This window comes from Rhodoferax sp. GW821-FHT07G04, assembly GCF_059418585.1.
Window position 1 is genome coordinate 314,026 of sequence record NZ_JBWKQD010000003.1, and the last position, 19,616, is coordinate 333,641.

A 19,616-nucleotide genomic window follows, 5' to 3' on the forward strand; every position below is an offset into this window, starting at 1 on the left:
CGTCAGGGCTTGGGTATGCGGATGCGGCTGATCATCAGCGAGCCCGACAGGCCGAACAGCAGGGCCAGTGGGTGCAGCGTGAAACCACCCATCTTGACGGCACCAAACCACATGTTCGCGCCAATGGCATCGCAGTTGGCGGCCACGGCCAGCAGGATGACGAGCAGGAAGGAGGTGGGTATGGGCGTGCCTTCAAAGTAGGTGACCTTGCCGGTCTCTTGCGACATCTCTTCGGCCGTGATGTTGTAGCGGGCCAGACGCGACACCCCACAGGCCACGAAATAGGCCAGCAGTATGCGGTCATACAGGCCGCGCATGCCGCAGCCATAGGCCAGTATCGCGGGGGCCACGCCAAATGAGATCACGTCGGCGAGCGAATCCAGTTCGCGCCCCATAGCCGAGGACTTGTTGCGCCAGCGGGCGATACGGCCGTCCAGAATGTCAAACACCAGTGCGGAAAACACCAAGGCCGCGGCGTAATAGATGTGCGTGATGTCACCGCTGAGCACATAGGTCATCGTGGAAAAAATGGAGCCTATGCCGCTGACCGCGTTGCCCAGGGTGAACCAGTCGGCCAAGTGGAACTCACGAATCATGGAGAAGGGTTTTGTCATAGCAATCCTTTCGGTCTACGGGTCTGCGCGGCATGGCGAGCCGCGTATGGGAATAACTGCTTATCTGCCACAGTTGTCAGCCCTTGTCTATCTGCTGGCGCGCATAGGTTGCCCCCGAGCCATTGGGGGCGAGCTCCAGGTAGGTGCTAAAGGCCTTCTTGGCGTGGTCTGTCTGGCCGGCCTTGGCGTAAGCGTCGCCCAGGTTCAGGTAGGCGATGGCACGCGAAGGGTCGATCTTGATGGTGTTCTCAAACCAGCGCGCTGCCTCGGCAAACTTGTCCTGCTTGTAGAACACAAAACCCAGGTTGTTGGCGGCCAGCGCAAAGTCGGGGCGCAGCTTCAGGGCTTCGGTGAATTGGGCCTCGGCCTGCGCGTACTGCTTTTCCTTGTAGAGCTGCAGGCCGCGGTCATTGGCGCGCTGGGCCAGTTGGCGCGCTGAGCTGGGTATGGCCACGGGTGTCACGATCTTCTGCTCCCCGCCCTGCAGGTCCTTGACGACCACGGTGGTTGTAGCGGCGGGCACGGCAGGCTTGTCCGCGCCGGCAGGGGCAGCGGCTGTAGGTCGGGTGGCGTCCAGCTTGGTATTCATGGCGATGGCATCGCCCGAGAGTTGGCTGGACGTACCACTCAAGAATTCTTCACTGGCCGCCAGTTCAAACACAAAGTCGCCGCCTTCGGAGCCCGGCAGGCTGCCAAATGCTGGTGTCTGGCGCGACACGGCGGACACGGCGGGCGCCACATACGCAGCCAGCTCGGTGGCGGTGATGATGCCGTCGCCATTGAGGTCACCTTTACCCGATAGGCCCTGCAACAGCGTCCAAGTGAACACCGAGTGGCCATTAGGCCCGCCATCGGCCACCAATTGGTCGGCGCCGCCAGCGGTCAGCATCTGGCGGCCGGTGCGCTTGGCGTTGTCGCGCAGAAAGTTGCCCGATCCGCCGCCGCGCGTCAGGCCCAGGCCGCTGTAGCAGGCATCCATCACAAACAGCACATGCTTGGCGGTCAGGCTCTCGGCGATGTTCTGTAGCTCGGTCATGGGTATGGCATCGGTGGCAATCTGATTGGGATCGGAGTCCACAGGGATGATGTAGCCCAGGTCACGGCCCGAGCTGAGTTGGCGCGTGGCGCCATGGCCGGCAAAGAACACAAACAGGCGGTCGTTCTTCTTCATGCCGCTATGGGCCAGCTTGTCGTGGAAGGCGGCCAGAATGCCTGTGCGCGTGGCCTCCTTGTTGCTGAGCGAGACCACGTGGTCGGCGGAAAAGCTGAACTTCTGGATCAAGGTCTCGCGGATCGCCTGGGCATCGCGCGCCGCGTATTGCAGCTTGGGCCATTTGGCATAGTCATCAATGCCGATGACGATGGCCCAGGAATCACTGTAGCCGGGGCTGGTAGCCACCGGTGCGGCCGTTGCCGCTGCGCCTGTCGTGCCCTTGGGCACAGTGAAGCCCGTGCCGTCCCACCCGGCAAACTGGTAGCCCTCGGCCACCAGGCGGTCCAGGATGGCGGGCAGGGCTTTGACGGTGCGTTCGTGGATGTCGTGGAACAGTACGATGCCGCGGCCTTCTTTTTCCACCGTGCGCAACACGCGGTCGGCAATGGAGCTGGGCACGGGGTCGGCCCAATCCAGCGAGTCGATATTCCACATCACCGAGCGTAGATGTGCCGCGTCCAGCACGGCCAAGCCTTCGTCATTGCGTGCACCGTAGGGGAAGCGGAAGAGCGGTGAACGGCGCGCGTCCACGGCCTTCAGCAATTCGTCCGTACCCAGGATTTCAGTTTTGAGCGCATTGCCGGTTTGCTTGGACAGTTGCGCATGCGTCATGCTGTGGTTGGCCAGTGTGTAGCCTGCATCCAGCAGCTTGCGGCTGACGTCCGCCTTGGGCAGCAGCTTGGTTTTGCCGTCTGCACCCACGGCGCCCAGGTTGGTACCCACCTGGAAGAAGATGGCCGGCGCGCTGTACTGCTTGAGGATGGCCGCGATCTCGTTGGTATATGTGCCGTGCGGGCCGTCGTCAAAGGTCAGCACAATGGTCTTGGCCGGCAGGCTGTTGCCAAAGATCTCGCCCTCGTCTTCAGACTTGGTTTTGCGCACCACTTCCTTGGGCGCAGGGTAGGGCAGCACCACGCCATAGTCCTTGAGGATCTGGTCGCGGGTATACAGTTTTTTCAGGCTGACCAGGTAGTCTTGCCAGCGTTCGCGCTTGAGGTCTATGGCCCGTGTCTCGAAGCGGCCGAACACCAGGCGGATTTCTTTCTCGTAGTTGCGCTCGATCTCGGCCAGCGCGTCCAGGTCTTCACCGATGCGCTTGTGCAGTTTGATGGCCGGCAGGGAGGAATCGCGCGCCACGGTGGCCTGCAGGCTGCGCAGCAGTTCGCGAAAGGCCAGGCGGTCGGCATCGAACAGGTCGGCGCTGCTCTCCACATAGTCCAGCAGACCGGCAATCGCTTCCAGCCGCTGGGGGCTGTTGGAGGCGATCAAGGCATCCAGACGGCCCTCCAGGTCCGCTACGCGTTGGCGGTTTTCATGGAACAGGCTTTGGCCCACCTGGTTGGCCTGCGCACGTTCGTTGGCGGCCAGCGTCTTTTCATCGGCAAACAGCACGATGATTTTGCGGTAGGCACCCAGTACATCTTTGAAACCCTGCAACAGGGCGCTGGTGTCGGTCGGCGCAGGTGTTGCGGCAGATGCGCTGACTGGGGCGGAGGGCCGTTCGGTCTTGTTGCGAAAGTAGGCGAAGCCGGCGGCGGCGCTGAGGGCGGTGGCTACGACGGCCACGGCGATGAGGGTGCGTTGCTGGGTCATGGATGGGGCTTGTTTAGGCCTTCAGTGGGACTTCCGTAGGCCTTGCATTATCTGCGGGCCAGGACGGCCTTATGTGACAGCACGGGTGATAGTCACGCCGCGCTAGAACTTGCTGCTTTCGCTTCCTTCTTTGCCGCGTTGCAGGTTTTTCTGCAGTTCCATGCAGGTGGCGGTTGGCGCCAGTTCTGGTCGCTGGCATGCGCGGAACATGCACATGGGGCGACTCAGGAAGTTGGCGTCTGCGCACAGCTTTTCCGGTGTCACCGCTGGTGCTGCTGGCTTGGGTTCCGGTGGGGGGGGCGCCACGGCGGCGGGTGCCGGTGTGCTCGCGGGCTCGGCGACAACGGGTGCACGGGGCGGCTCGGGCTTTGCGGGCTTGGACGCCGCGCTACGGGGCTTGGCGGCCGAGGCGGCTGACGCAGGCCGAGCCGGTGTGCTGCTTTCGATGACGGTCTCTACGGGCTCGCTCTTGCGGGCTGGTTCGCCCAGAGCCTGTGCGGCGCTAGCGGCTTCGCTGGCGGTCAGCGCGGGTTTGCTGGTTTCCAGTATGGTCTCTTCCGGTTGTGCCGGAGCACTTTGGGTGACGGGTGTGGCGGCTTTTCCCTTGGCCGACCAGGTGCGCCATCCCCAGGCGGCGGCGATGACAGTCAGCAAGACCAGGCCAGCCACCAGTGTCCAGATGACAGCAGGGCGCAATTGGCGTGTGCCTCCCTGTTTGGACGAGCTGCTGCGTGTGCTTTTCTTGCGCCGTGCAACGGAGTCGCGTTCCAGTGGTGCGGGGGCACTGATGGGTTCGCGCGACCGTGCGCGCCGCTCAACGGGTTTGTCGTCGGGCACACCCGGTGTGCTGTCCGGCCCCCAATTGGCCACCACGGTGGCGTCTGCATCGTCGTCGGCCCCAATGAACTGGGTGGGTGCGTACTCGGGGTTGGTGTTGCTGGGGCGCGTTCTCTCCTCGGCATTGCGGGCGCTGGACAACTGCAGCACCTCGCCCGAGGGCAGGCAACCCGGTCCCAGTTCGGCACGCCAGTCGAACGACGACATGCCGTGCGGTGTGACCAGGCCCAGGCTACGGGCGAATTCACGCACCGACTGGGGGCGGTCTTGCGGCTGGATTTGCAAGGCCCAGGCGATGGCGCTGACAAATTGCTCGGAGTACTCTTGCTTGAATTCGTTGGCGACCGTCTTGGCCACGCTGGCGAAGGCCGGCATGCGGTCGTTGACGACGCGAATCATGGCCGGCATCGGGGGCTCGTTGCACAGCATGCCGTGCACCACGGCGGCTAGCGCGTACAGGTCGGTCCACGGGCCCTGGGGTACGCCCTGGGCATCGGCGTACTGCTCAATGGGGGCGTAGTTGATCTTCAGGATGGCGGTGTGCTGCTTGGCGTTGTCGCCAATAGCCAGCCGTGCGGCGCCCAGGTCCAGCAGCACCGGTGGCCCGGTGTCCTGCAAAAAGATGTTGTCGGGTGACACGTCGCGGTGCAGGGCGCTGCCCTTGTGCAGCATCTTGAGCGCGCCCAGGATGCACCATAGCACCTTGCGCAACCAGGCCTCGTTGGGTGGCATGCGCATGCACTGGCGGGCCTGCTTGAGTGTCATGCCCCGGTACAGCGGCATGACCATATAGGCTGTGCCATTGGCCTCCCAGAAACGGAAGACGCGCACCAGTGACGGGTGCTCGAACTTGGCCAGCATGCGGGCCTCGCCCACAAAGGAGCGCAGCCCCTTTTGGAAGGTCTCTTCGTCGTTGGAGGCGCGGACCGCGATTTGCATGCCGCCGTCGGTGCGGCTGGCCAGTGCGGTGGGCATGTATTCCTTGATGGCTACGTCGCGCTGCAGGGAATGGTCGTAGGCCCGGTAGACCATGCCGAAACCGCCCACGCCGACCAGGCCCCGGATTTCGAATTCGCCCAGCCGGGTGCCGTTTGCCAATGCGTCCACATGGCTTACGTCTGGTGCAGCAACACGAATCGGCAATTCAATCATGTGTCCTAAATCTGGAAACCACCTACTGAAACCTGCCAAGCAACTCGGCCATGGAGTTTTGCATTCTAGGGCTAAGCCCTTGGACGTGGCAGATGCAAGAGGTAACAAGTTGCTGACATTTGGGCTTGCGCGACACGGGCCGGGGCCAAGCACGGGCATACATGCATGGAGAGCCTCTGCCAACTCTCCGTTCTTTTTACGCTTTGTTGAACGCTACTATATGCATAGCAGCATATTTATATTTGACAAGGGCTAGCGGCAATTTCTAAAAATCATGAACGCCCAAACAGAGCAGCGACTAGGTGAAAACCCCATATTGGGTACACGGCGGTAGGGCTGCACTTGAGGGGGGGGGGCGCTGGGGATGCGCTGTCTTGTGGAACTGCCTAACCGGGACAACTGCCGTGCATCGCAACCGCGAAAAGCGGTCTACCATGTTGTTGGATAAACCCCACTCATTCTGGCGAATGAGAGCACAGAGTGCTCTATGGTGGCGAAGAGATGGGGGGGGGGCTGACCAAATGTGTGAAAACGGTCATTTCCTTCATATTCAGTTAAGGTGCGGGCCGTGCTTTATAAAATCCCGGTATGGCGATTGATCAAGCAACCGAACCCAACCCCAAGGCGGAAGCCATCCTGGATGCCGCCGAGCGCTTGTTTGTGCGCTATGGCTTTCGCAAGTCGTCGATGGATGATGTGGCCCGAGAGGCTGGCACCGCCAAAGGCACGGTCTACCTGTACTACGCTGGCAAGGAGGCGCTGTTTCGCGCACTGCTGGAGCGCATAGGCCGCACCGTGCTGCTGGCGTCCGGCGTGGCGGCGGGGGCGCTAGACCAGCCCCTGACTGAACGCCTCTTTGGCGTGCTCAACGCCTTTTATGGCTATTTCTACGAACGCTTCGGCGAATCGGGCCATCTGCAAGAACTGGGCGAGATACGCGGTAGCCTGGGCCATGACCTCAATGAGCAGTTGCGCCACAACCACCTGCAGATACTGGTCGGTGTGCTGGAGCGGGCCGAGGCGGATGGCGAGATTCTCCTGACTGCCCTGGGGCTGACGGCGCAAGACGTAGCGGCCACGCTGATCGCCGTCGCGTTGGGGGTTAAATCCACGCTACCGGCGGGCGCTGGCAATAAGGCCTATAGCGACGCGGTGCGCAGCAGCTGCCGGGTGCTCAGCCTTGCCCTGGCGCACCCGTGATGGACTGAGCTGGTATTCAGCCAAAAAATTTCTGGAACGCACCTGAGGCCATCATGTCCACTTCCACGGCCGGCATGGACGGCTGGGCCAGATCCACAATGTGTTCGTAGGGTATGCCGTAAAAGTCACGCAGATAGAGCACGGTGCTGTCTCCCTTGGCTTGGTAAGACTGCTCGATGCGGTCCATGACCTCGCGCGCCAGTTTGAAGGCCGCTTCGGACTCCATCAGCGTCACAAACACCCGCCCGCTCTTGGAAAAGCCCGCGGCCAGCATGCTGGTTTCTATGATGGACCATAGCTGCCGGCACGGAGCGATGGGGTGGGCTTCATAGTTCAAATGCAAAATGATGGCCGTTTTCATGCTGGGGATGCCTTGCTTGAATACTGTGTTTTTGTGTATGACCCTGAGACCCAAAAAAACCAACGTTGTAGTTTAACGCCCACCGCCCACGCGTTGCAAACCCAGCACCAGGCTGACACCATCTTCGTCGTTGCGGGCGGCAATCGTGCCCCCCATCTTGGCCATATAGGTCTTGGCCACAAAAAGGCCCTGGCCGCGGCTGCCGTTGGTGCCGGATTCGGCTTGGCCCGACACGCCGTATTCAAAAATCTGGTTCAGCAGTTCTGGTGGGATGTGGGGGCCGGCGTTGTGGATGGTGACCGTGGCGTCAGTTTCCGTGGTCTGCAGCGCCAGCGTGATGGCGCTGCCCGGAATGCGGTGGCGTTCGGCATTGCGCAGCACATGGGTCACAACGTCCTCGAGTGCATACTCCTCGGCGCGCACCAGCACGGCGCCATCCTCGCTCTCATAGCGCACGTCGCCCAGGCCCACACTGGCCGCATTCGCCGCGATGTTGCGCAGGAAGCCATTGACCTCCACGGTCTGCACCGCCAGCGTCGTGGACTGGAATGCTTCGCTGGGACTGGCGTTGCCGTACAGCACGCGCACCGCCTGCTGCATGCGGTGGATGTAGCGCAGGCTGGGGTCATCCTGGGCGTTGTGCAACACCATCAGCGACTGCAGCGGTGACATGATTTCGTGGCCCACGGCGTGCCACATGTCCTTCTCCTGTTCGGCGCGGATCTGCTCGCGCTCGGCGTCTTCCTTCACGCGGCGCAGCAGGTCGTTCAAGCAATTGGCCAAAATGCCCAGCTCGTCGCTGCCGCGCAGGTCGGCCAGGTCAAACTGCTCCAGCCCGGCTGTGGTCTTGACAGTCTTCGACAACTGGGTTGAGCGCTTGGTGAGCCGTGCGATGCGGCGGATGATGCCCACTTCGATGACCAACCACGCCAGCGCAATAGCCAGCAGCATGGCGGCCACAAACCACGACAGGCGCGTGGCCACCACGCTGAGGCTCTTGTTGACGCTGCGGGCGTCACCGTGGAGTTGGATCGTGTAGTTGCCCAGCGGCGTGGCCACGTCTTCAGTGAGTTCAATCGGTGCGTCGTAGCTGTCCACCGGCAGGCGGCGGATCAGGCGGGTGAGCAGTGGCGATGACTCGTCGGCCGCAGCCTCGCTGCCGCTCAGGCGGACCAGATCGGCGCCATGGGGTTGGCCACTCTTGCGGATGCGCAGCGTTTCGCCGGGGAGTAGTTGCGCGCGCAAATCGCCTAGCGAGAAGGGCGCTACCGCGCCCTCGGCGTTGCTGTCAAACAAGGCTGCACCGTCGCCCACGGGCAGCACCTCCACCCGCACCTGCACATCGTTCAGGTCGGTTGGCGGCCAGACGGGTTTTTCCTTCTGGAACAGCGCATCGCGCAGCACGTCCACCGGCAGGCGTAAAGAGAAGAAGGATTTTTTCTCACAGTCTTCGGCAAATGGGGTTTCTTGGGGGGCAGCTGAATGGAGGCAATTGGCGTTTTGCCACACCCAACCGCGGAAGTCGCGCACGGTGCGGGCATTGGTGTAGTCGCGGCTGCCGATGTCCACATAACCGGTGAAGCGGCCCCGCACGCCTTCGCGCTGCGGGTTGCCAGGCTGCGCTGGCGTCTCAAATGGCGCAATCCAGCGGTAGGTCTGGCCGCGCATCTTCACCTCGACGCGCAGGCGGTGGGCCGTATCCAGGTATTTGTCGCCGATGGCGTGCGGCACCAGTGCCGTGCTGGCAAAGGTGCCGGCGGCGTAGATGAATCCTCCGGCCCATGGGTTGCTGCCAATGGCCACGCACAGGCTACCGTAGTGCGGGTATTGCACCAGGCAGCCGGTCATCTCTACTGCGTTGCGCACCTTGCTCTGGTCGTCGAAGTCAATCGCGGAGAAGGGCAGCAGCACGGGGTGCAGCGGCGTGGTGGGAGCGGCTGCATCGCTGGGGTTTAGCAGCGCCAACTGACCAGTGGGGTGACGCAACTGGGCCGCAATTTGCTCCTTGGTCTTGGCAAAGCTTTGCTGGTAGTTGTCGTAGCTGCGCTGCTTTTCCTCCTGCAGCACATAGACCGTCATCACCAGGGTCGCCAGCGCCAGCAGGAAAAACGCGGTGCGGAACAGCACCCGCAACCGGAACGAGGCCAGCCAGGCCAGAGCGGTGTCTACCGAAGCGCCAGCGGCATTACTCACTTGCGCACCTGCGATGCGAGGTCGTCTGACCAACGGAAGCCTCGCATGGGGATGTTTTCGATGCGCTCGAAGTGTTCGTCCAGCTCTCTAAAGGCCTCGCGGATGGTGCTGATGTGCTTACGGATGTTGTCGCGGTTGCGGCCGCTCTTGACCACTTCAAACAGTTCGTCGTAGCTCACCACTTGGCCCCGCTTCTGGTACAGCGCGGCCAGGATGCGCTGGGCCGTCAGCGGCAGGTTGACGCGCTTCCCACGCCACAGTGCACTGCGTTGGCGCAGTGGGTCGATCGAAAGCTCGTCACTCGCGGGAGCCGTCGTGGGGGCGGGGTCGCGCGCTTTGGCCGCACGCAGTATTTCCAGAAACGTATCGACGAAATCGCTTTCTTCAAACGTGGTCTTTTGCAGATAGTCCCAGGCATCCAGCGCCTTCATGATGCTGCGGTAGATGGCGGCCGGCATGGCCGACACCACCAGCACCGGCGTGCCTTTGCGGCTCTTGTTGATGGCGTTGATGATGGCAATGCCGGCATTGCGTTCGCGGCCCAGTTCGATGTCCAGCACGACCACGTCGTAGGTCTCGCGGGCGATGGCGGCTTCTGCGTCGTCACGGGTGAACCAGTTGTCCACCTGGATGCCGGGGCGGGCACCCTGGATCCACGCGGTGAGCTGCTGGCTGGTGGGCGTGTCGTCTTCGATGACGGCGACCTTGAACATAGGTGTTTCCTTGGGGCTTGTCGGGGTAGCGGTGGCCCCGAGTATCCCCTGTTCGCATGGCTATGGCGCACCCGCGGTGTGAGTGTTTCTTCACGGCCGGTGAATGCTCCTTCCCCACGGCGCCATTGTTTGCTCGTGGGGTGGGCGTGCACGATTGCACCCATCCCAACCACCAACTAGGAAGCTACCATGTCAGAACGCCTCAACACCATTGCCCGTGCCATTGCCACCCAGTTTCGCCGTATCACCCGGCGCTCGGCCAGCCAGGTGGGTGCGCTGTCCCGCAGCACCGCGGCCCGCATGCCCGGCCGCGCCAGCCTGATCGCGCTGGGCCTGCTGGCAGCTGGCGGCTACGCACTCTACACCCACCCCCCCATGCAAAGCATTGCCCGCGGCGAAGTTGGCATGCGCATGAACCAGTTGACCGGCTCTTCCACCGAAGTGCGTGATGGCGCGGTGCTCATCATCCCCGGCCTGCACGAGTTGCGCCGCTTGTCGCTGCGGGACCAGGTCTATCGCCCAACAGCCAATGCCAGCGCCAATGGCGCGGCACCTTTCCAATCGGTAGAGGGTCTGTCCATCGGTGTGGACATTTCGGTGCGCTATGCATTGGACGCCAGCAAGATTTCCACGATGGCCCGTGACCTGCCCGAAGACATTGGCCACGAAATTGTCGAACCCGTGGTGCAGGGCGTGCTGTACAAGACGCTGGCCCGCTACACCGTGCGTGAAATCTTCAGCAGCAAGCGCCCCGAAATCCAGCAAACCATAGAAGCCGAACTGAAGCCCCGCCTGGCCAAAGACGGTATCAAGCTCGAAGCCGTGACCATGGGTAAGGTCGATCTGCCCCCCGACTACAAGGCCGGCATGGAACACCTGCTGGCCGAAGAGCTGGCCACTGAGAAGATGCGCTACACGCTGGAACTGAAGGAGAAGCAGGTCAAACAAACCGAGCTGGAAGCCCAGGCCGACAAAGTGCGTCGCGAGACATCGGCCCAGGCCGCAGGCGAAGAGCAGATCATCGCCGCCAAGGCACAGGCTGAGGCCATGAAACACGTGCTGCCCTTCAAGCAAAAGCAGATCGAACAGCGCGCGCTGGAAGCCGAGGCCGAAAAGGTCTCACGCATCAAGACCGCCGAAGGTTCCGCCCAGGCCCGCCGTATTGAAGCCTCCGGCGAGGCCGATTCGCGCAAGAACCTGGCCGATGCCGAAGCCTATCGCCAAGACCGCATCGGGAAGATCACCAGCGAACAGTTGGCGCGTGACGGCGCCCTGATATCGAAGAATCCGCTGCTGATCCAGAAGACCATGGCCGACAAGTTGTCGGACAAGATCAGCGTCATCATCGCGCCGACACCGGCAGACGGTGGCTTCATAGGCGCCGCACTGCTGGGTGCGGGCAAGAACAACACCGCACAGACTGTGCAGACCGCCAAGACAGCCGAAGCGCAGGGCGAACAAGCCCAGACCGAGCAAGACAGCACCAACACTGAAGGAGGCAAATAACATGCTCGCCGCCTCCCTATTGATGATTGCCATCGTCACCCAAGACCAGTCGTCGCTGCGCTCGGCACCGCGCGATTCCGCACCCCAGCAGGCCGTGCTGGCCCAGGGCGACAGCTTGGAGATACGCGGCCAGAAGGGCGACTACTTGCAGGTCTATGACCACCGCCGCGAGCGGGCCGGCTTTATCCGCGCCACCCAGGTGCGCAGCCAATCGCTGAAGCCCGAGGCCGCGCCCGAGTTGCTATCGGTGGTGCGCTTCCTGCGCGACACGCCCGGGTCTGAATCGCTGGGCATTGGCTACGCTGCCGCCTACCTGCGGGCCGCGCCCGCTGAGGCCATCAATGGCGAAGCATTTGATGCCTTGGGTGCCATGGCCGAACGCCTGGCACGCCGCGCATCCGCCCGCCAGGGCAAACCGGGTGGCGATGCTTTGGCCGCACACCTGGAAGTGGCCGCGGCCTATGGCGTGGAGATGCTGAGCTTTGAGCGCGATGGACAGGTCCAACTCTGCTACAACGGCGACGCCCACCGGCGCGTGCTGGCTTTGCCGGCCACTGACAGCCAAAAGGCCTTGGCCGCACTGGCCCTGACCAAGCATGAATGCGTAGCCCCCAATCTGAACCCGGTCGAGCGTTTTGCCCAGGACAACTGGCGTGCGGATGTGCTGGACCGTGTGGAAATACGCGACCTGCCCGAGGTGCTGAAAAACCGCATGCACTTGCGCAAGGCCGGCGTCTGGGCCAGCATCGCCTTCCAGCGTGCACGCCGCTCTGAGTTTGCGCCCGCCACGGTGCAGGCTGCTGCAACGCGCGCTCTACAGGAGCTGGCTGCGGTGAACAAAACCGAGCTGGCCGATACCGACGCCGCCACCTACAGCGATGCCGCCATCCGCGTCGGCGCGTCGCGCTGGGGCGCAGAGCCAGCCGTAGCGGGTGGTGAATCGGCTACCCAACCCATCACCAAATTGTCTGTGCGCCTGAGCACCGGCCAGCCCGGCGAAACTTGTGTGCACGTGGTCGATGCCAAGCACGACGTCAAAAACCCGCTGTTCACCCGCTGTACCTTTGGCGTGGTGTGGGCTGCCTCTGCCACCCCCAACCGCCAAGGCACCGCAATTGCACTGGCCGTGCAACCCTTGGACACTTGGCGTGAAATGTGGGTTTTCCAGCAGGGCCCTAAGGGTTGGGGTGTTGATGTGCTGCCGCCTGCGTTGGACAATCCCAACCTGGGGTACGTGGAATTCGCCGGCTGGGTACCCGGTACTACCCAGATGCTGGCCGCCCGCGAAGCCAAGGTTGACGGCCGCTACAAGACCAGCTTTGAAGTGCTGCGCACCGGGAATCTGGAGGTGGAGAAGCAGGCGGACCAGCCCAAGAATTTGAGTGTGTTCTACCGCTGGCAAGACCCGGTCTGGAAAGGCCAGACGGTGAGCTTGCGGTAAGGGGCCAATGGCCAGCCCGGTGCGCCTTCACCCCGTCGTTTGAAAGGCGCTGCGGTATTTGACAAACCCACGTTTCGCCGAGCCCACAAAGCCGGCCCGTTCAAAGAAGCGATGGGCTTGCTCGCGTTGCAGAGAGCTCAGCAGCATGATCTTGGAGCAGTCCTCGGTCAAGCAGAATGCCTCGATGTGGCGCAGCAATGCGGCGCCCAGACCCAGATTGCGCAACTGGCTGTTGACCACTACATTTTCGACCACGGCAAAGGGCTGTGCGCCAAACATCACGTCCGCGCACAGCGAAACCAGTGCCGTGCCTTCAACCTGGCCTAGATGCTCGCAGACAAACAAACCAGTGTGTGGGTCTGCCGAGATCGTTGCAATGCGCTCGGGCAACACGGCGACGGCCGGATTGTTGACGAGCTGGTGGTATAGCGCGGCGATGCGTTCGGCGTCGCTCGGGCGTGCAGGCCTGACCGTTGGCATGGCGAGTGGCGGCCTCAGGCCATCCGTGCCTTGTCCCCTTTGGAGCGCCACTTCTGTAACGAGATGGCTTCACCCGAAACGGGGTCTTGGATCAGCAAGCGTTTGCCGTCGGCTTCCACATAAAAAATGTGCCACAGCTCCATGCGCTCAGGCCGGTTGGCGTAGACGGACACGGACCAGTAGCAGCGCCCATCCGCGCCGCGCTCCTGCTTGTCAAAGGATTCGCCAAAGGCGACCGGAAAGGCGTGGCTGCGAGACCAGGCGGCGAGTTCCGGCAGATGGCGCACCGTGTCGATGGCCTGGGCGTATCCGGCGGAATTCAGAGCCTGGGCATTGCAATTCGGATTCGCCGCGCTGGCAGCGGTTGCGGCGGCGCACAGCAGCAGGGCCATGGTGGCTTGGCGAACATCGCGGCGGGGCTTCATCAGCATGGTCATTGTCTCCTGCATGCCGAATTTTGACACGCATCCGCTGGCGATGTGTCAGCTCCGCAGCTGAACCAATTGAACATAGGCATGCGCCGCGGCGCCCAGCACCAGGCTCACAAGTGCAACCCAATCGGCCATGACCACGCGCGCCAGCTGCGGATTGGTGCCACCCGCAGACCAAGCCAGCCACAGAAACGACACAACGCTGGCGAAGCCCGCCACAAAAGCCAGGGTCTGCAGCGCGGGTTGAAAGGCGGCGTACACCAGAAACAGGCCCAGCAGGCCGAACAACACCGCGCGGTGGCGCATCAGGATGGCGAGGTTGGGCTCGTCAAATGGCATGCCATAGAGCGCGGCCAGGCGCTCAGCCCCTAGCATGCCAGACAGTGGCAGCAGGTGGATGATGCCTGCGACGATCAGTGTGGCCGTGATGAGGTAGTGCATGGTTTGTAGCCGTTGGGTAGAGTCGGTCATGTTTTATAGGAAACCTGCAGCAGGCTTGCCAAGCGGGGCCACGCAAACCGCAGTTCTGGCACGCGATTGCCATCCGGTGCGTCCCATACCGACTCTTCGACCTGGCTTGCCCCCAGACGCTGGTAGAAGCCCTGTGCCGCCGTGTTGCCTGCCAGCACCCACAGGTGCATGGCGGTAGCCGTGTGGGCGCGCGCTGACCACTGGGCTATGTGGTTCACCAGTTTTGCGCCTATGCCCAAACCCTTGTGGCCCGGTGCGACATGCAAGTTTTCCAGCAGCGTGCCCCAGTGCTCCTCGTGGTCACCAAATGCGCAGGCAAGACCCACGACATTTCCATCGATTTCCGCGACCACAATGGTCTGGTTGGCGGCGGGTGCGTTGAAGCGCTGCTGCCACAAGGCCTTGCGCTCTGCGATCAAGTCGCTATCGAGGTAGGCGTCGCTCAGAATACCCCGGTACGCAAGCCGCCAACTTTGTGCGTGCAGGTTGGCAATGGCTTCAAGGTCTAGTGGAGTGGCTTCGCGTATTTGCATCGTGGCTTGACTGTAATCAACAAAACCCCTCTTGCGATCTGCCATGTCTTACCTGGAAGGTAATGGTCCCACGCACAAAACCGTGCAGCGCGAGTACACACTTGGGGGGCGCTGTCAATCCTGGTTCGGCGTGGCTTTGGCCACAGGAAACAACTCGGGAACGCATTGCACCCACTTAGGCACCCGTTTGCGAGCCAGGGCGTTCTCGTCCTCTTCGTGCGGGTACTCGTATTCAGCCATCAAGCTATTGCTTGCGATGCGGTGCTTTTCAAAGTGCTGGAAGTTGCTGCCATGTACCGTCGTCTGGGTGAATGCCACCTGGGCAGAGTTGGGGAGAAAGCACCATTCAAATACGGCGAGCCTGACGCCGTTGAAGCGGTGCAAACGCTGGGACCCATCGAGCACAACGAGGCTTAGCGGAATGGGGTAGGACGTGCAGCAATTGGGGTACAGCGCGAGCCAGCCCACGTACTTGCCGTCAGGCGAAATCCGCGGTTTGCCAAAGCCTACCTGGTCTGCGTAGCGGGGGGCGGTGATGGTGCTACCGTCTGATGCCTGGATGGTCAGACTGGCGCGGTCAGGCGACAGCATGAGGGACTGGAATGGACCTGCAAACACCATGCTGTGAAGCAGTAGCAGGGCTAAGCACAGCAGATACTTTTTCATGAAGGGTTGTCTGCCGATTGGGTCGCAGCCTCGGGGATTGCCAGGTGATTCCATGTCCGGCCGTTCACGCCGATAGGCGCGCCGCCAGACCCTGCGCGCACGCAAACCCGCTGGCCCAGGCCCATTGGAAGTTGTAGCCGCCCAGCCAGCCGGTCACGTCTACGACTTCGCCAATGAAGTACAGGCCGGGTTGCTTGGACTCCATGGTCTGCGACGACAGGTTGCGCGTGTCGACGCCGCCGGCGGTGACTTCGGCCTTCTTGTAACCTTCGGTACCGGTGGGGGCGAGCTCCCATTGGCTCAGGCGCTCCGCCAATGCGGTCAGGGCCTTGTCCGATGCCTCGTTGATGGGCCGTGCCCAGTTGTGGCCCAGTGCAGCGCCTTGCGCGACCCAGGTGTCCGCCAGGCGCGAGGGCACGAGGGCAGCCAGCTCGTTGGCAATCAGTTTGCGGGAGCTTGTGGCTTTGGCACGGCCTAGCACTTCTGCCACATCCGTGTCCGGTGCCAGGTTCAGGCGGATGGGCGTACCCGGCTGCCAGTAGCTCGATATCTGCAGCACGCCGGGGCCGCTCAGGCCGCGGTGGGTGAACAGCAGGTCTTCCAGAAAGGCCACACGCTCTTTCTTGCTGCCGGTTTCAATCTTGACCGGCAGCGACAGGCCGGACAGCTGCGCAAACGGTGCCCAGGCGGCCTCATCAAAGGTCAGTGGCACCAGGGCTGGGCGGGGTGTGACCACCGGCAGGTCAAACTGCTTGGCCACGCGGTAGCCAAAATCCGTGGCACCCATCTTGGGAATGGACAGGCCGCCTGTGGCAATGACGACCGCTCCGCATTGGATGGTCCCACGGTCACTATCAATTTCATAGCTGCTTGGCCAATTTCCACGAGGGCTAGAGGCCAATTTGCGTATGGCCGATACGGCGCAGGGCTGCCAGCGGGTGACATTGCCCGACGCCGCGCATTCGGCCAGCAGCATCTGGATGATGTCGTCGGCGGAGTGGTCGCAGAAGAGCTGGCCCTTGTGCTTCTCGTGGAAGGGGATCTTGTGTTTTTCCACCAGCGCGATGAAGTCGCGCGCGGTGTAGCGCGACAGCGCCGAGCGGCAGAAGCGCGGGTTGTCGCTGAGGAAGTTGGCAGGGCCGGCGTCGCGGTTGGTGAAGTTGCAGCGACCACCGCCTGAGATGCGGATCTTGTCCGCAACTTTCTCGCTGTGGTCCACCACCAAGACCTTCAGGCCCAACTGGCCGGCGACCCCGGCGCAGAACAAGCCGGCGGCGCCAGCGCCTACGATGACTACATCAAAGTCTTGCAATCTGGTCAGCCTGCGTGGAAGAAGCAGAGCTTGTTGCCATCGAGGTCACGAAAGTAACCCACGTAAAACCCTTTGCCGCGCGGGCCAGCGGGGCCTTCGTCCTTGGCGCCCAAGGCGATGGCTTTTGCGTACAACTGGTCCACCTGCTCAGTGGACTTTGCGACCAGGCCGACCATGACGCCGTTGCCCACGGTTGCTGCATTGCCGTCAAACGGTTTCATCAGGGCCAGGCTGGGTTGCTCTGGTGATGTGCCCCAGCCAATGCCGCCTGCGTAATCCCACAGGCGCTTGGCGCCCAGGTCGGCCAGCAGGGCGTCATAGAAGGCCCCGGCGCGGGGTAGGTCGTTGGTTCCCAGGGTGACATAGCCGATCATGGGTGTGCTCCTTGTGTTGGGTGGTTTGAAAAACGGTTAGTGTATGGCGCAAGCCGGTCAATAATAGGCAGCAAACGACAGCCCTGGCCGCCGAGACTGTGAGTAATGGAAATACTTGAGCAAATCCCGTTCGTACAGAAGAACCGCATAGGCCGGCGTCTGATTCTGTTGATCATTGCCTTCAGCACCGCCATCACCCTGCTGATCACCGTTGCCGAACTGGTGGTGGAGTACCGCACGCTGCGCAGTGACTTGGACAAGCAGCTCGACAGCGTCAGCATCTATGTACCCAATATCGCCGGCAGTGTGTGGGACTTTGACGAACGACAGGTACGCCTGGCCCTGGAAGCCCTGACGCAGTTGCCCAATATCGACCAGGCCAGCATCACGGCCCAAAGCAGCCGCACGCGCTGGGTAGCGGGCAAACCCCATACCAGCAACACCGTGGTGCGCAGCTACACGCTGCACCACGTCGCCCGCGGCAAGGATGTAGAGATTGGCCAACTGGACGTGGTGGCCAGCCTGAACGGCATCTACCAACAGGTGATCACCCGTGCCGTGGCGATTCTGATCAGCAATGGTTTGAAGACTTTCTTCGTTGCGATGTTCATGGTGTGGCTGTTTCGCCAGTTGGTCACCAACCGGCTGGCCAAGCTCGCCACCAAGGTCAGCGGCCTGCTACCGGCGCACAAGCCCGCACGCCGTTCAGGCGACACACCGGTGCCGGCCCCACCCGGCCATCTAGACGAACTGGGCACCGTGGAATGGACGCTGGACCACACCGCCAGCAACCTGGCTACCGCCGAGGCCGGCATGGCCGCGCTGAACCAGGAGCTGCAGCAACGCGTAGCCGAGCAAGACGCGCTGCTGCAAAACGCACTGGTCGGTATTGCGATGGTGCGCAAGCGTGTGATCATCAGCTGCAACCGGCGTCTGGAAGAGATTTTCGGCTATGGCCCCGGGGAACTGGTGGGGCATGCCACCAATGACTTCTACCAGGACCAGGCTGAATTCGCCACGGTGGGCCAGGTCGCTTACGGCAAGTTCGCGCAAGGCGAGAGCTTTCGCAACACGATGAAGCTGCTCAAGCGCGATGGCAGCGCCCTGTGGGCTGAGGTGGCGGGGCGCGTGGTGGACGCCGACAAGCCGCAGGACGGCAGCATCTGGGTGTTCACCGATGTGACCGAGCGCAAGCAGGCCGAACAAAAAATCAACTTCATCGCCTATCACGATGCGCTGACGGGTTTGCCCAATTGGCAGCTGGCCCAGGACCGGTTTGCGCAGGCCGTGGCCTATGCGGAACGCGCGGGGTCCAAAGTGGCGGTGCTGTGCCTGGACCTGGACAAGTTCAAGACCGTCAACGACTCGCTGGGCCACACCATTGGCGATGCCTTGATCAAACAGGTTGCGGCCCGCTTGACGGCCTGTGTGCGCGATACTGACACCGTCAGCCGCCAGGGCGGCGATGAGTTCATCATCGTGCTGCCCAACCTTGCCACGCCCGAGGCCACGGCCCCCGTGCTGGTCAATATGATGGACCGCCTGCGGGCACCTTACGACATCGACGGCCACGAGCTCAGCACTTCGGTATCCGTGGGCGTCGCCATCTACCCCGACGATGGCACCGATGCCGACACCCTGCGCACCAAGGCCGACATGGCCATGTACCAAGCCAAGGCTGCCGGACGCAATACCTACCACTTCTTCGACGCGCAGATGAATGTGGACGCCGTGGAGCGCTTGGGCATACGCAATGGCCTGCGCCGCGCGTTGGAGCGCCAGGAGTTTGTGCTGCACTACCAGCCGCAGATCGACTTGCGCACCGGTGCGGTGGACGGGGTGGAGGCGCTGATACGCTGGCAACACCCAGAGCTGGGCATGATTTCGCCGGCCCGCTTCATACCCATTGCCGAAGAGAGCGGCCTCATTGTGCCCATAGGGCAATGGGTGCTGCGCGAAGCCTGCCGCCAGGCCGCGGTGTGGCACAAGGCCGTGGGCGCCGACATCTCGGTAGCGGTCAACTTGTCGGCGTTGCAGTTCCGCCGCGACGACCTGGAGCAGTCCGTCACCAGCGCGCTGGAGGTGTCTGGTTTGCCGGCGGAGTTGCTGGAGCTGGAGCTGACCGAATCCATTCTGATCAACGACACGCAAACCGTACTGGCTACCGTCAAGCGGCTCAAGGCATTGGGCGTGCAGTTGTCGATTGACGACTTTGGCACCGGCTATTCGAGCCTCTCTTACCTCAAGCGCTTTGAGGTGGACCGCCTCAAGATTGACCAGTCCTTTGTGCGCGACCTGGCCACCGACCGCGAGGATGCCGCCATCGTGCACGCCATCATCCAGATGGCCGGCAGCCTGGACCTGACCACGGTGGCCGAAGGGGTGGAGAACGAGGAGGCGCTGGCGCGCTTGCGCGGCTATGGCTGCAGCTTGGCCCAGGGCTATTTCTTTGCGCGGCCCATGCCGGCTGACGAACTGCTGCGCTTTCTGGTCCAGCCGGCCTACGTGTTCAAGGACTGATCAGGC

Annotated in this window: 17 protein-coding genes; 4 read left to right on the forward strand and 13 right to left on the reverse strand. The window is 62.4% G+C overall.

Annotation, left to right across the window (positions count from 1 at the left end; translation table 11 throughout):
• Positions 1 to 2: 2 nt before the first annotated feature.
• The 3 genes from pssA to AC07OO_RS18760 form a co-directional block, all read right to left on the reverse strand.
• Entirely contained in the window at positions 3 to 614 is a 612-nt protein-coding gene (gene pssA, locus AC07OO_RS18750) for a CDP-diacylglycerol--serine O-phosphatidyltransferase (protein ID WP_495083654.1), read from the reverse strand.
• 76 nt (positions 615 to 690) lie between these two features.
• Positions 691 to 3,420, reverse strand: a complete 2,730-nt coding sequence (locus AC07OO_RS18755) for a polysaccharide deacetylase family protein (protein ID WP_495083655.1) — start codon at positions 3,418 to 3,420, stop codon at positions 691 to 693.
• 102 nt (positions 3,421 to 3,522) lie between these two features.
• Positions 3,523 to 5,409 (reverse strand): serine/threonine protein kinase, encoded by a 1,887-nt coding sequence (locus AC07OO_RS18760; RefSeq protein WP_495083656.1) that lies wholly within the window; start codon positions 5,407 to 5,409, stop codon positions 3,523 to 3,525.
• A 588-nt stretch (positions 5,410 to 5,997) separates the two neighbouring features.
• On the opposite strand from AC07OO_RS18760, the gene AC07OO_RS18765 reads away from it, so the two are divergent.
• Positions 5,998 to 6,609: a TetR/AcrR family transcriptional regulator gene (locus tag AC07OO_RS18765; RefSeq protein ID WP_495083657.1), complete on the forward strand. Its 612-nt coding sequence runs from the start codon at positions 5,998 to 6,000 to the stop codon at positions 6,607 to 6,609.
• Between the two features lie 16 nt (positions 6,610 to 6,625).
• Here the strand turns inward: AC07OO_RS18765 and AC07OO_RS18770 are convergent, their stop codons facing one another.
• The 3 genes from AC07OO_RS18770 to AC07OO_RS18780 all read right to left on the reverse strand — a co-directional run bounded on the left by AC07OO_RS18770 (position 6,626) and on the right by AC07OO_RS18780 (position 9,876).
• Positions 6,626 to 6,970: a hypothetical protein gene (locus AC07OO_RS18770; protein ID WP_495083658.1), complete on the reverse strand. Its 345-nt coding sequence runs from the start codon at positions 6,968 to 6,970 to the stop codon at positions 6,626 to 6,628.
• 72 nt (positions 6,971 to 7,042) lie between these two features.
• On the reverse strand, positions 7,043 to 9,163 hold the full coding sequence (locus tag AC07OO_RS18775) for a sensor histidine kinase (RefSeq protein ID WP_495083659.1): 2,121 nt from the start codon (positions 9,161 to 9,163) through the stop codon (positions 7,043 to 7,045).
• Positions 9,160 to 9,876 (reverse strand): response regulator transcription factor, encoded by a 717-nt coding sequence (locus AC07OO_RS18780; RefSeq protein ID WP_495083660.1) that lies wholly within the window; start codon positions 9,874 to 9,876, stop codon positions 9,160 to 9,162. The genes AC07OO_RS18775 and AC07OO_RS18780 overlap by 4 nt, the downstream gene beginning before the upstream one ends.
• A 189-nt stretch (positions 9,877 to 10,065) precedes the next feature.
• Between AC07OO_RS18780 and AC07OO_RS18785 the strand changes: the two genes are divergently transcribed.
• Both AC07OO_RS18785 and AC07OO_RS18790 read left to right on the forward strand, forming a co-directional pair.
• On the forward strand, positions 10,066 to 11,382 hold the full coding sequence (locus AC07OO_RS18785) for a prohibitin family protein (RefSeq protein ID WP_495083661.1): 1,317 nt from the start codon (positions 10,066 to 10,068) through the stop codon (positions 11,380 to 11,382).
• Position 11,383: 1 nt separating this feature from the next.
• Positions 11,384 to 12,823, forward strand: a complete 1,440-nt coding sequence (locus AC07OO_RS18790; RefSeq protein WP_495083662.1) for an SH3 domain-containing protein — start codon at positions 11,384 to 11,386, stop codon at positions 12,821 to 12,823.
• Between the two features lie 27 nt (positions 12,824 to 12,850).
• Here the strand turns inward: AC07OO_RS18790 and AC07OO_RS18795 are convergent, their stop codons facing one another.
• The 7 genes from AC07OO_RS18795 to AC07OO_RS18825 form a co-directional block, all read right to left on the reverse strand.
• On the reverse strand, positions 12,851 to 13,303 hold the full coding sequence (locus AC07OO_RS18795) for a GNAT family N-acetyltransferase (protein ID WP_495083663.1): 453 nt from the start codon (positions 13,301 to 13,303) through the stop codon (positions 12,851 to 12,853).
• 14 nt (positions 13,304 to 13,317) lie between these two features.
• Positions 13,318 to 13,734 (reverse strand): hypothetical protein, encoded by a 417-nt coding sequence (locus AC07OO_RS18800; protein WP_495083664.1) that lies wholly within the window; start codon positions 13,732 to 13,734, stop codon positions 13,318 to 13,320.
• A gap of 51 nt (positions 13,735 to 13,785) precedes the next feature.
• Positions 13,786 to 14,205: a phosphopantetheine adenylyltransferase gene (locus AC07OO_RS18805; RefSeq protein ID WP_495083665.1), complete on the reverse strand. Its 420-nt coding sequence runs from the start codon at positions 14,203 to 14,205 to the stop codon at positions 13,786 to 13,788.
• Positions 14,202 to 14,738, reverse strand: a complete 537-nt coding sequence (locus AC07OO_RS18810) for a GNAT family N-acetyltransferase (RefSeq protein WP_495083666.1) — start codon at positions 14,736 to 14,738, stop codon at positions 14,202 to 14,204. Before AC07OO_RS18810 ends, AC07OO_RS18805 begins: the two co-directional genes overlap by 4 nt.
• A 114-nt stretch (positions 14,739 to 14,852) precedes the next feature.
• Positions 14,853 to 15,404, reverse strand: coding sequence for a hypothetical protein (locus tag AC07OO_RS18815; RefSeq protein WP_495083667.1), 552 nt, complete (start codon positions 15,402 to 15,404; stop codon positions 14,853 to 14,855).
• 64 nt (positions 15,405 to 15,468) lie between these two features.
• A complete protein-coding gene (locus AC07OO_RS18820) occupies positions 15,469 to 16,716 on the reverse strand; it encodes a BaiN/RdsA family NAD(P)/FAD-dependent oxidoreductase (RefSeq protein ID WP_495083668.1) in 1,248 nt (415 codons plus the stop codon).
• A gap of 5 nt (positions 16,717 to 16,721) precedes the next feature.
• Positions 16,722 to 17,090 carry a VOC family protein gene (locus AC07OO_RS18825; RefSeq protein WP_495083669.1) on the reverse strand — a complete coding sequence of 123 codons (369 nt, stop codon included), beginning with the start codon at positions 17,088 to 17,090 and terminating at the stop codon, positions 16,722 to 16,724.
• 105 nt (positions 17,091 to 17,195) lie between these two features.
• Here AC07OO_RS18825 and AC07OO_RS18830 point away from each other — a divergent pair, with 105 nt between their 5' ends.
• Positions 17,196 to 19,610, forward strand: a complete 2,415-nt coding sequence (locus tag AC07OO_RS18830) for a bifunctional diguanylate cyclase/phosphodiesterase (RefSeq protein WP_495083670.1) — start codon at positions 17,196 to 17,198, stop codon at positions 19,608 to 19,610.
• Positions 19,611 to 19,616: the final 6 nt, after the last annotated feature.

Excerpts from the sequence above, each read along its gene's own strand:
- pssA (WP_495083654.1), bottom strand. The coding sequence starts at position 614 with ATGACAAAACCCTTCTCCATGATTCGTGAGTTCCACTTGGCCGACTGG.
- AC07OO_RS18755 (WP_495083655.1), bottom strand. The coding sequence starts at position 3,420 with ATGACCCAGCAACGCACCCTCATCGCCGTGGCCGTCGTAGCCACCGCC.
- AC07OO_RS18760 (WP_495083656.1), bottom strand. The coding sequence starts at position 5,409 with ATGATTGAATTGCCGATTCGTGTTGCTGCACCAGACGTAAGCCATGTG.
- AC07OO_RS18765 (WP_495083657.1), top strand. The coding sequence starts at position 5,998 with ATGGCGATTGATCAAGCAACCGAACCCAACCCCAAGGCGGAAGCCATC.
- AC07OO_RS18770 (WP_495083658.1), bottom strand. The coding sequence starts at position 6,970 with ATGAAAACGGCCATCATTTTGCATTTGAACTATGAAGCCCACCCCATC.
- AC07OO_RS18780 (WP_495083660.1), bottom strand. The coding sequence starts at position 9,876 with ATGTTCAAGGTCGCCGTCATCGAAGACGACACGCCCACCAGCCAGCAG.
- AC07OO_RS18785 (WP_495083661.1), top strand. The coding sequence starts at position 10,066 with ATGTCAGAACGCCTCAACACCATTGCCCGTGCCATTGCCACCCAGTTT.
- AC07OO_RS18790 (WP_495083662.1), top strand. The coding sequence starts at position 11,384 with ATGCTCGCCGCCTCCCTATTGATGATTGCCATCGTCACCCAAGACCAG.
- AC07OO_RS18795 (WP_495083663.1), bottom strand. The coding sequence starts at position 13,303 with ATGCCAACGGTCAGGCCTGCACGCCCGAGCGACGCCGAACGCATCGCC.
- AC07OO_RS18800 (WP_495083664.1), bottom strand. The coding sequence starts at position 13,734 with ATGCTGATGAAGCCCCGCCGCGATGTTCGCCAAGCCACCATGGCCCTG.
- AC07OO_RS18805 (WP_495083665.1), bottom strand. The coding sequence starts at position 14,205 with ATGACCGACTCTACCCAACGGCTACAAACCATGCACTACCTCATCACG.
- AC07OO_RS18810 (WP_495083666.1), bottom strand. The coding sequence starts at position 14,738 with ATGCAAATACGCGAAGCCACTCCACTAGACCTTGAAGCCATTGCCAAC.
- AC07OO_RS18815 (WP_495083667.1), bottom strand. The coding sequence starts at position 15,404 with ATGAAAAAGTATCTGCTGTGCTTAGCCCTGCTACTGCTTCACAGCATG.
- AC07OO_RS18825 (WP_495083669.1), bottom strand. The coding sequence starts at position 17,090 with ATGATCGGCTATGTCACCCTGGGAACCAACGACCTACCCCGCGCCGGG.
- AC07OO_RS18830 (WP_495083670.1), top strand. The coding sequence starts at position 17,196 with ATGGAAATACTTGAGCAAATCCCGTTCGTACAGAAGAACCGCATAGGC.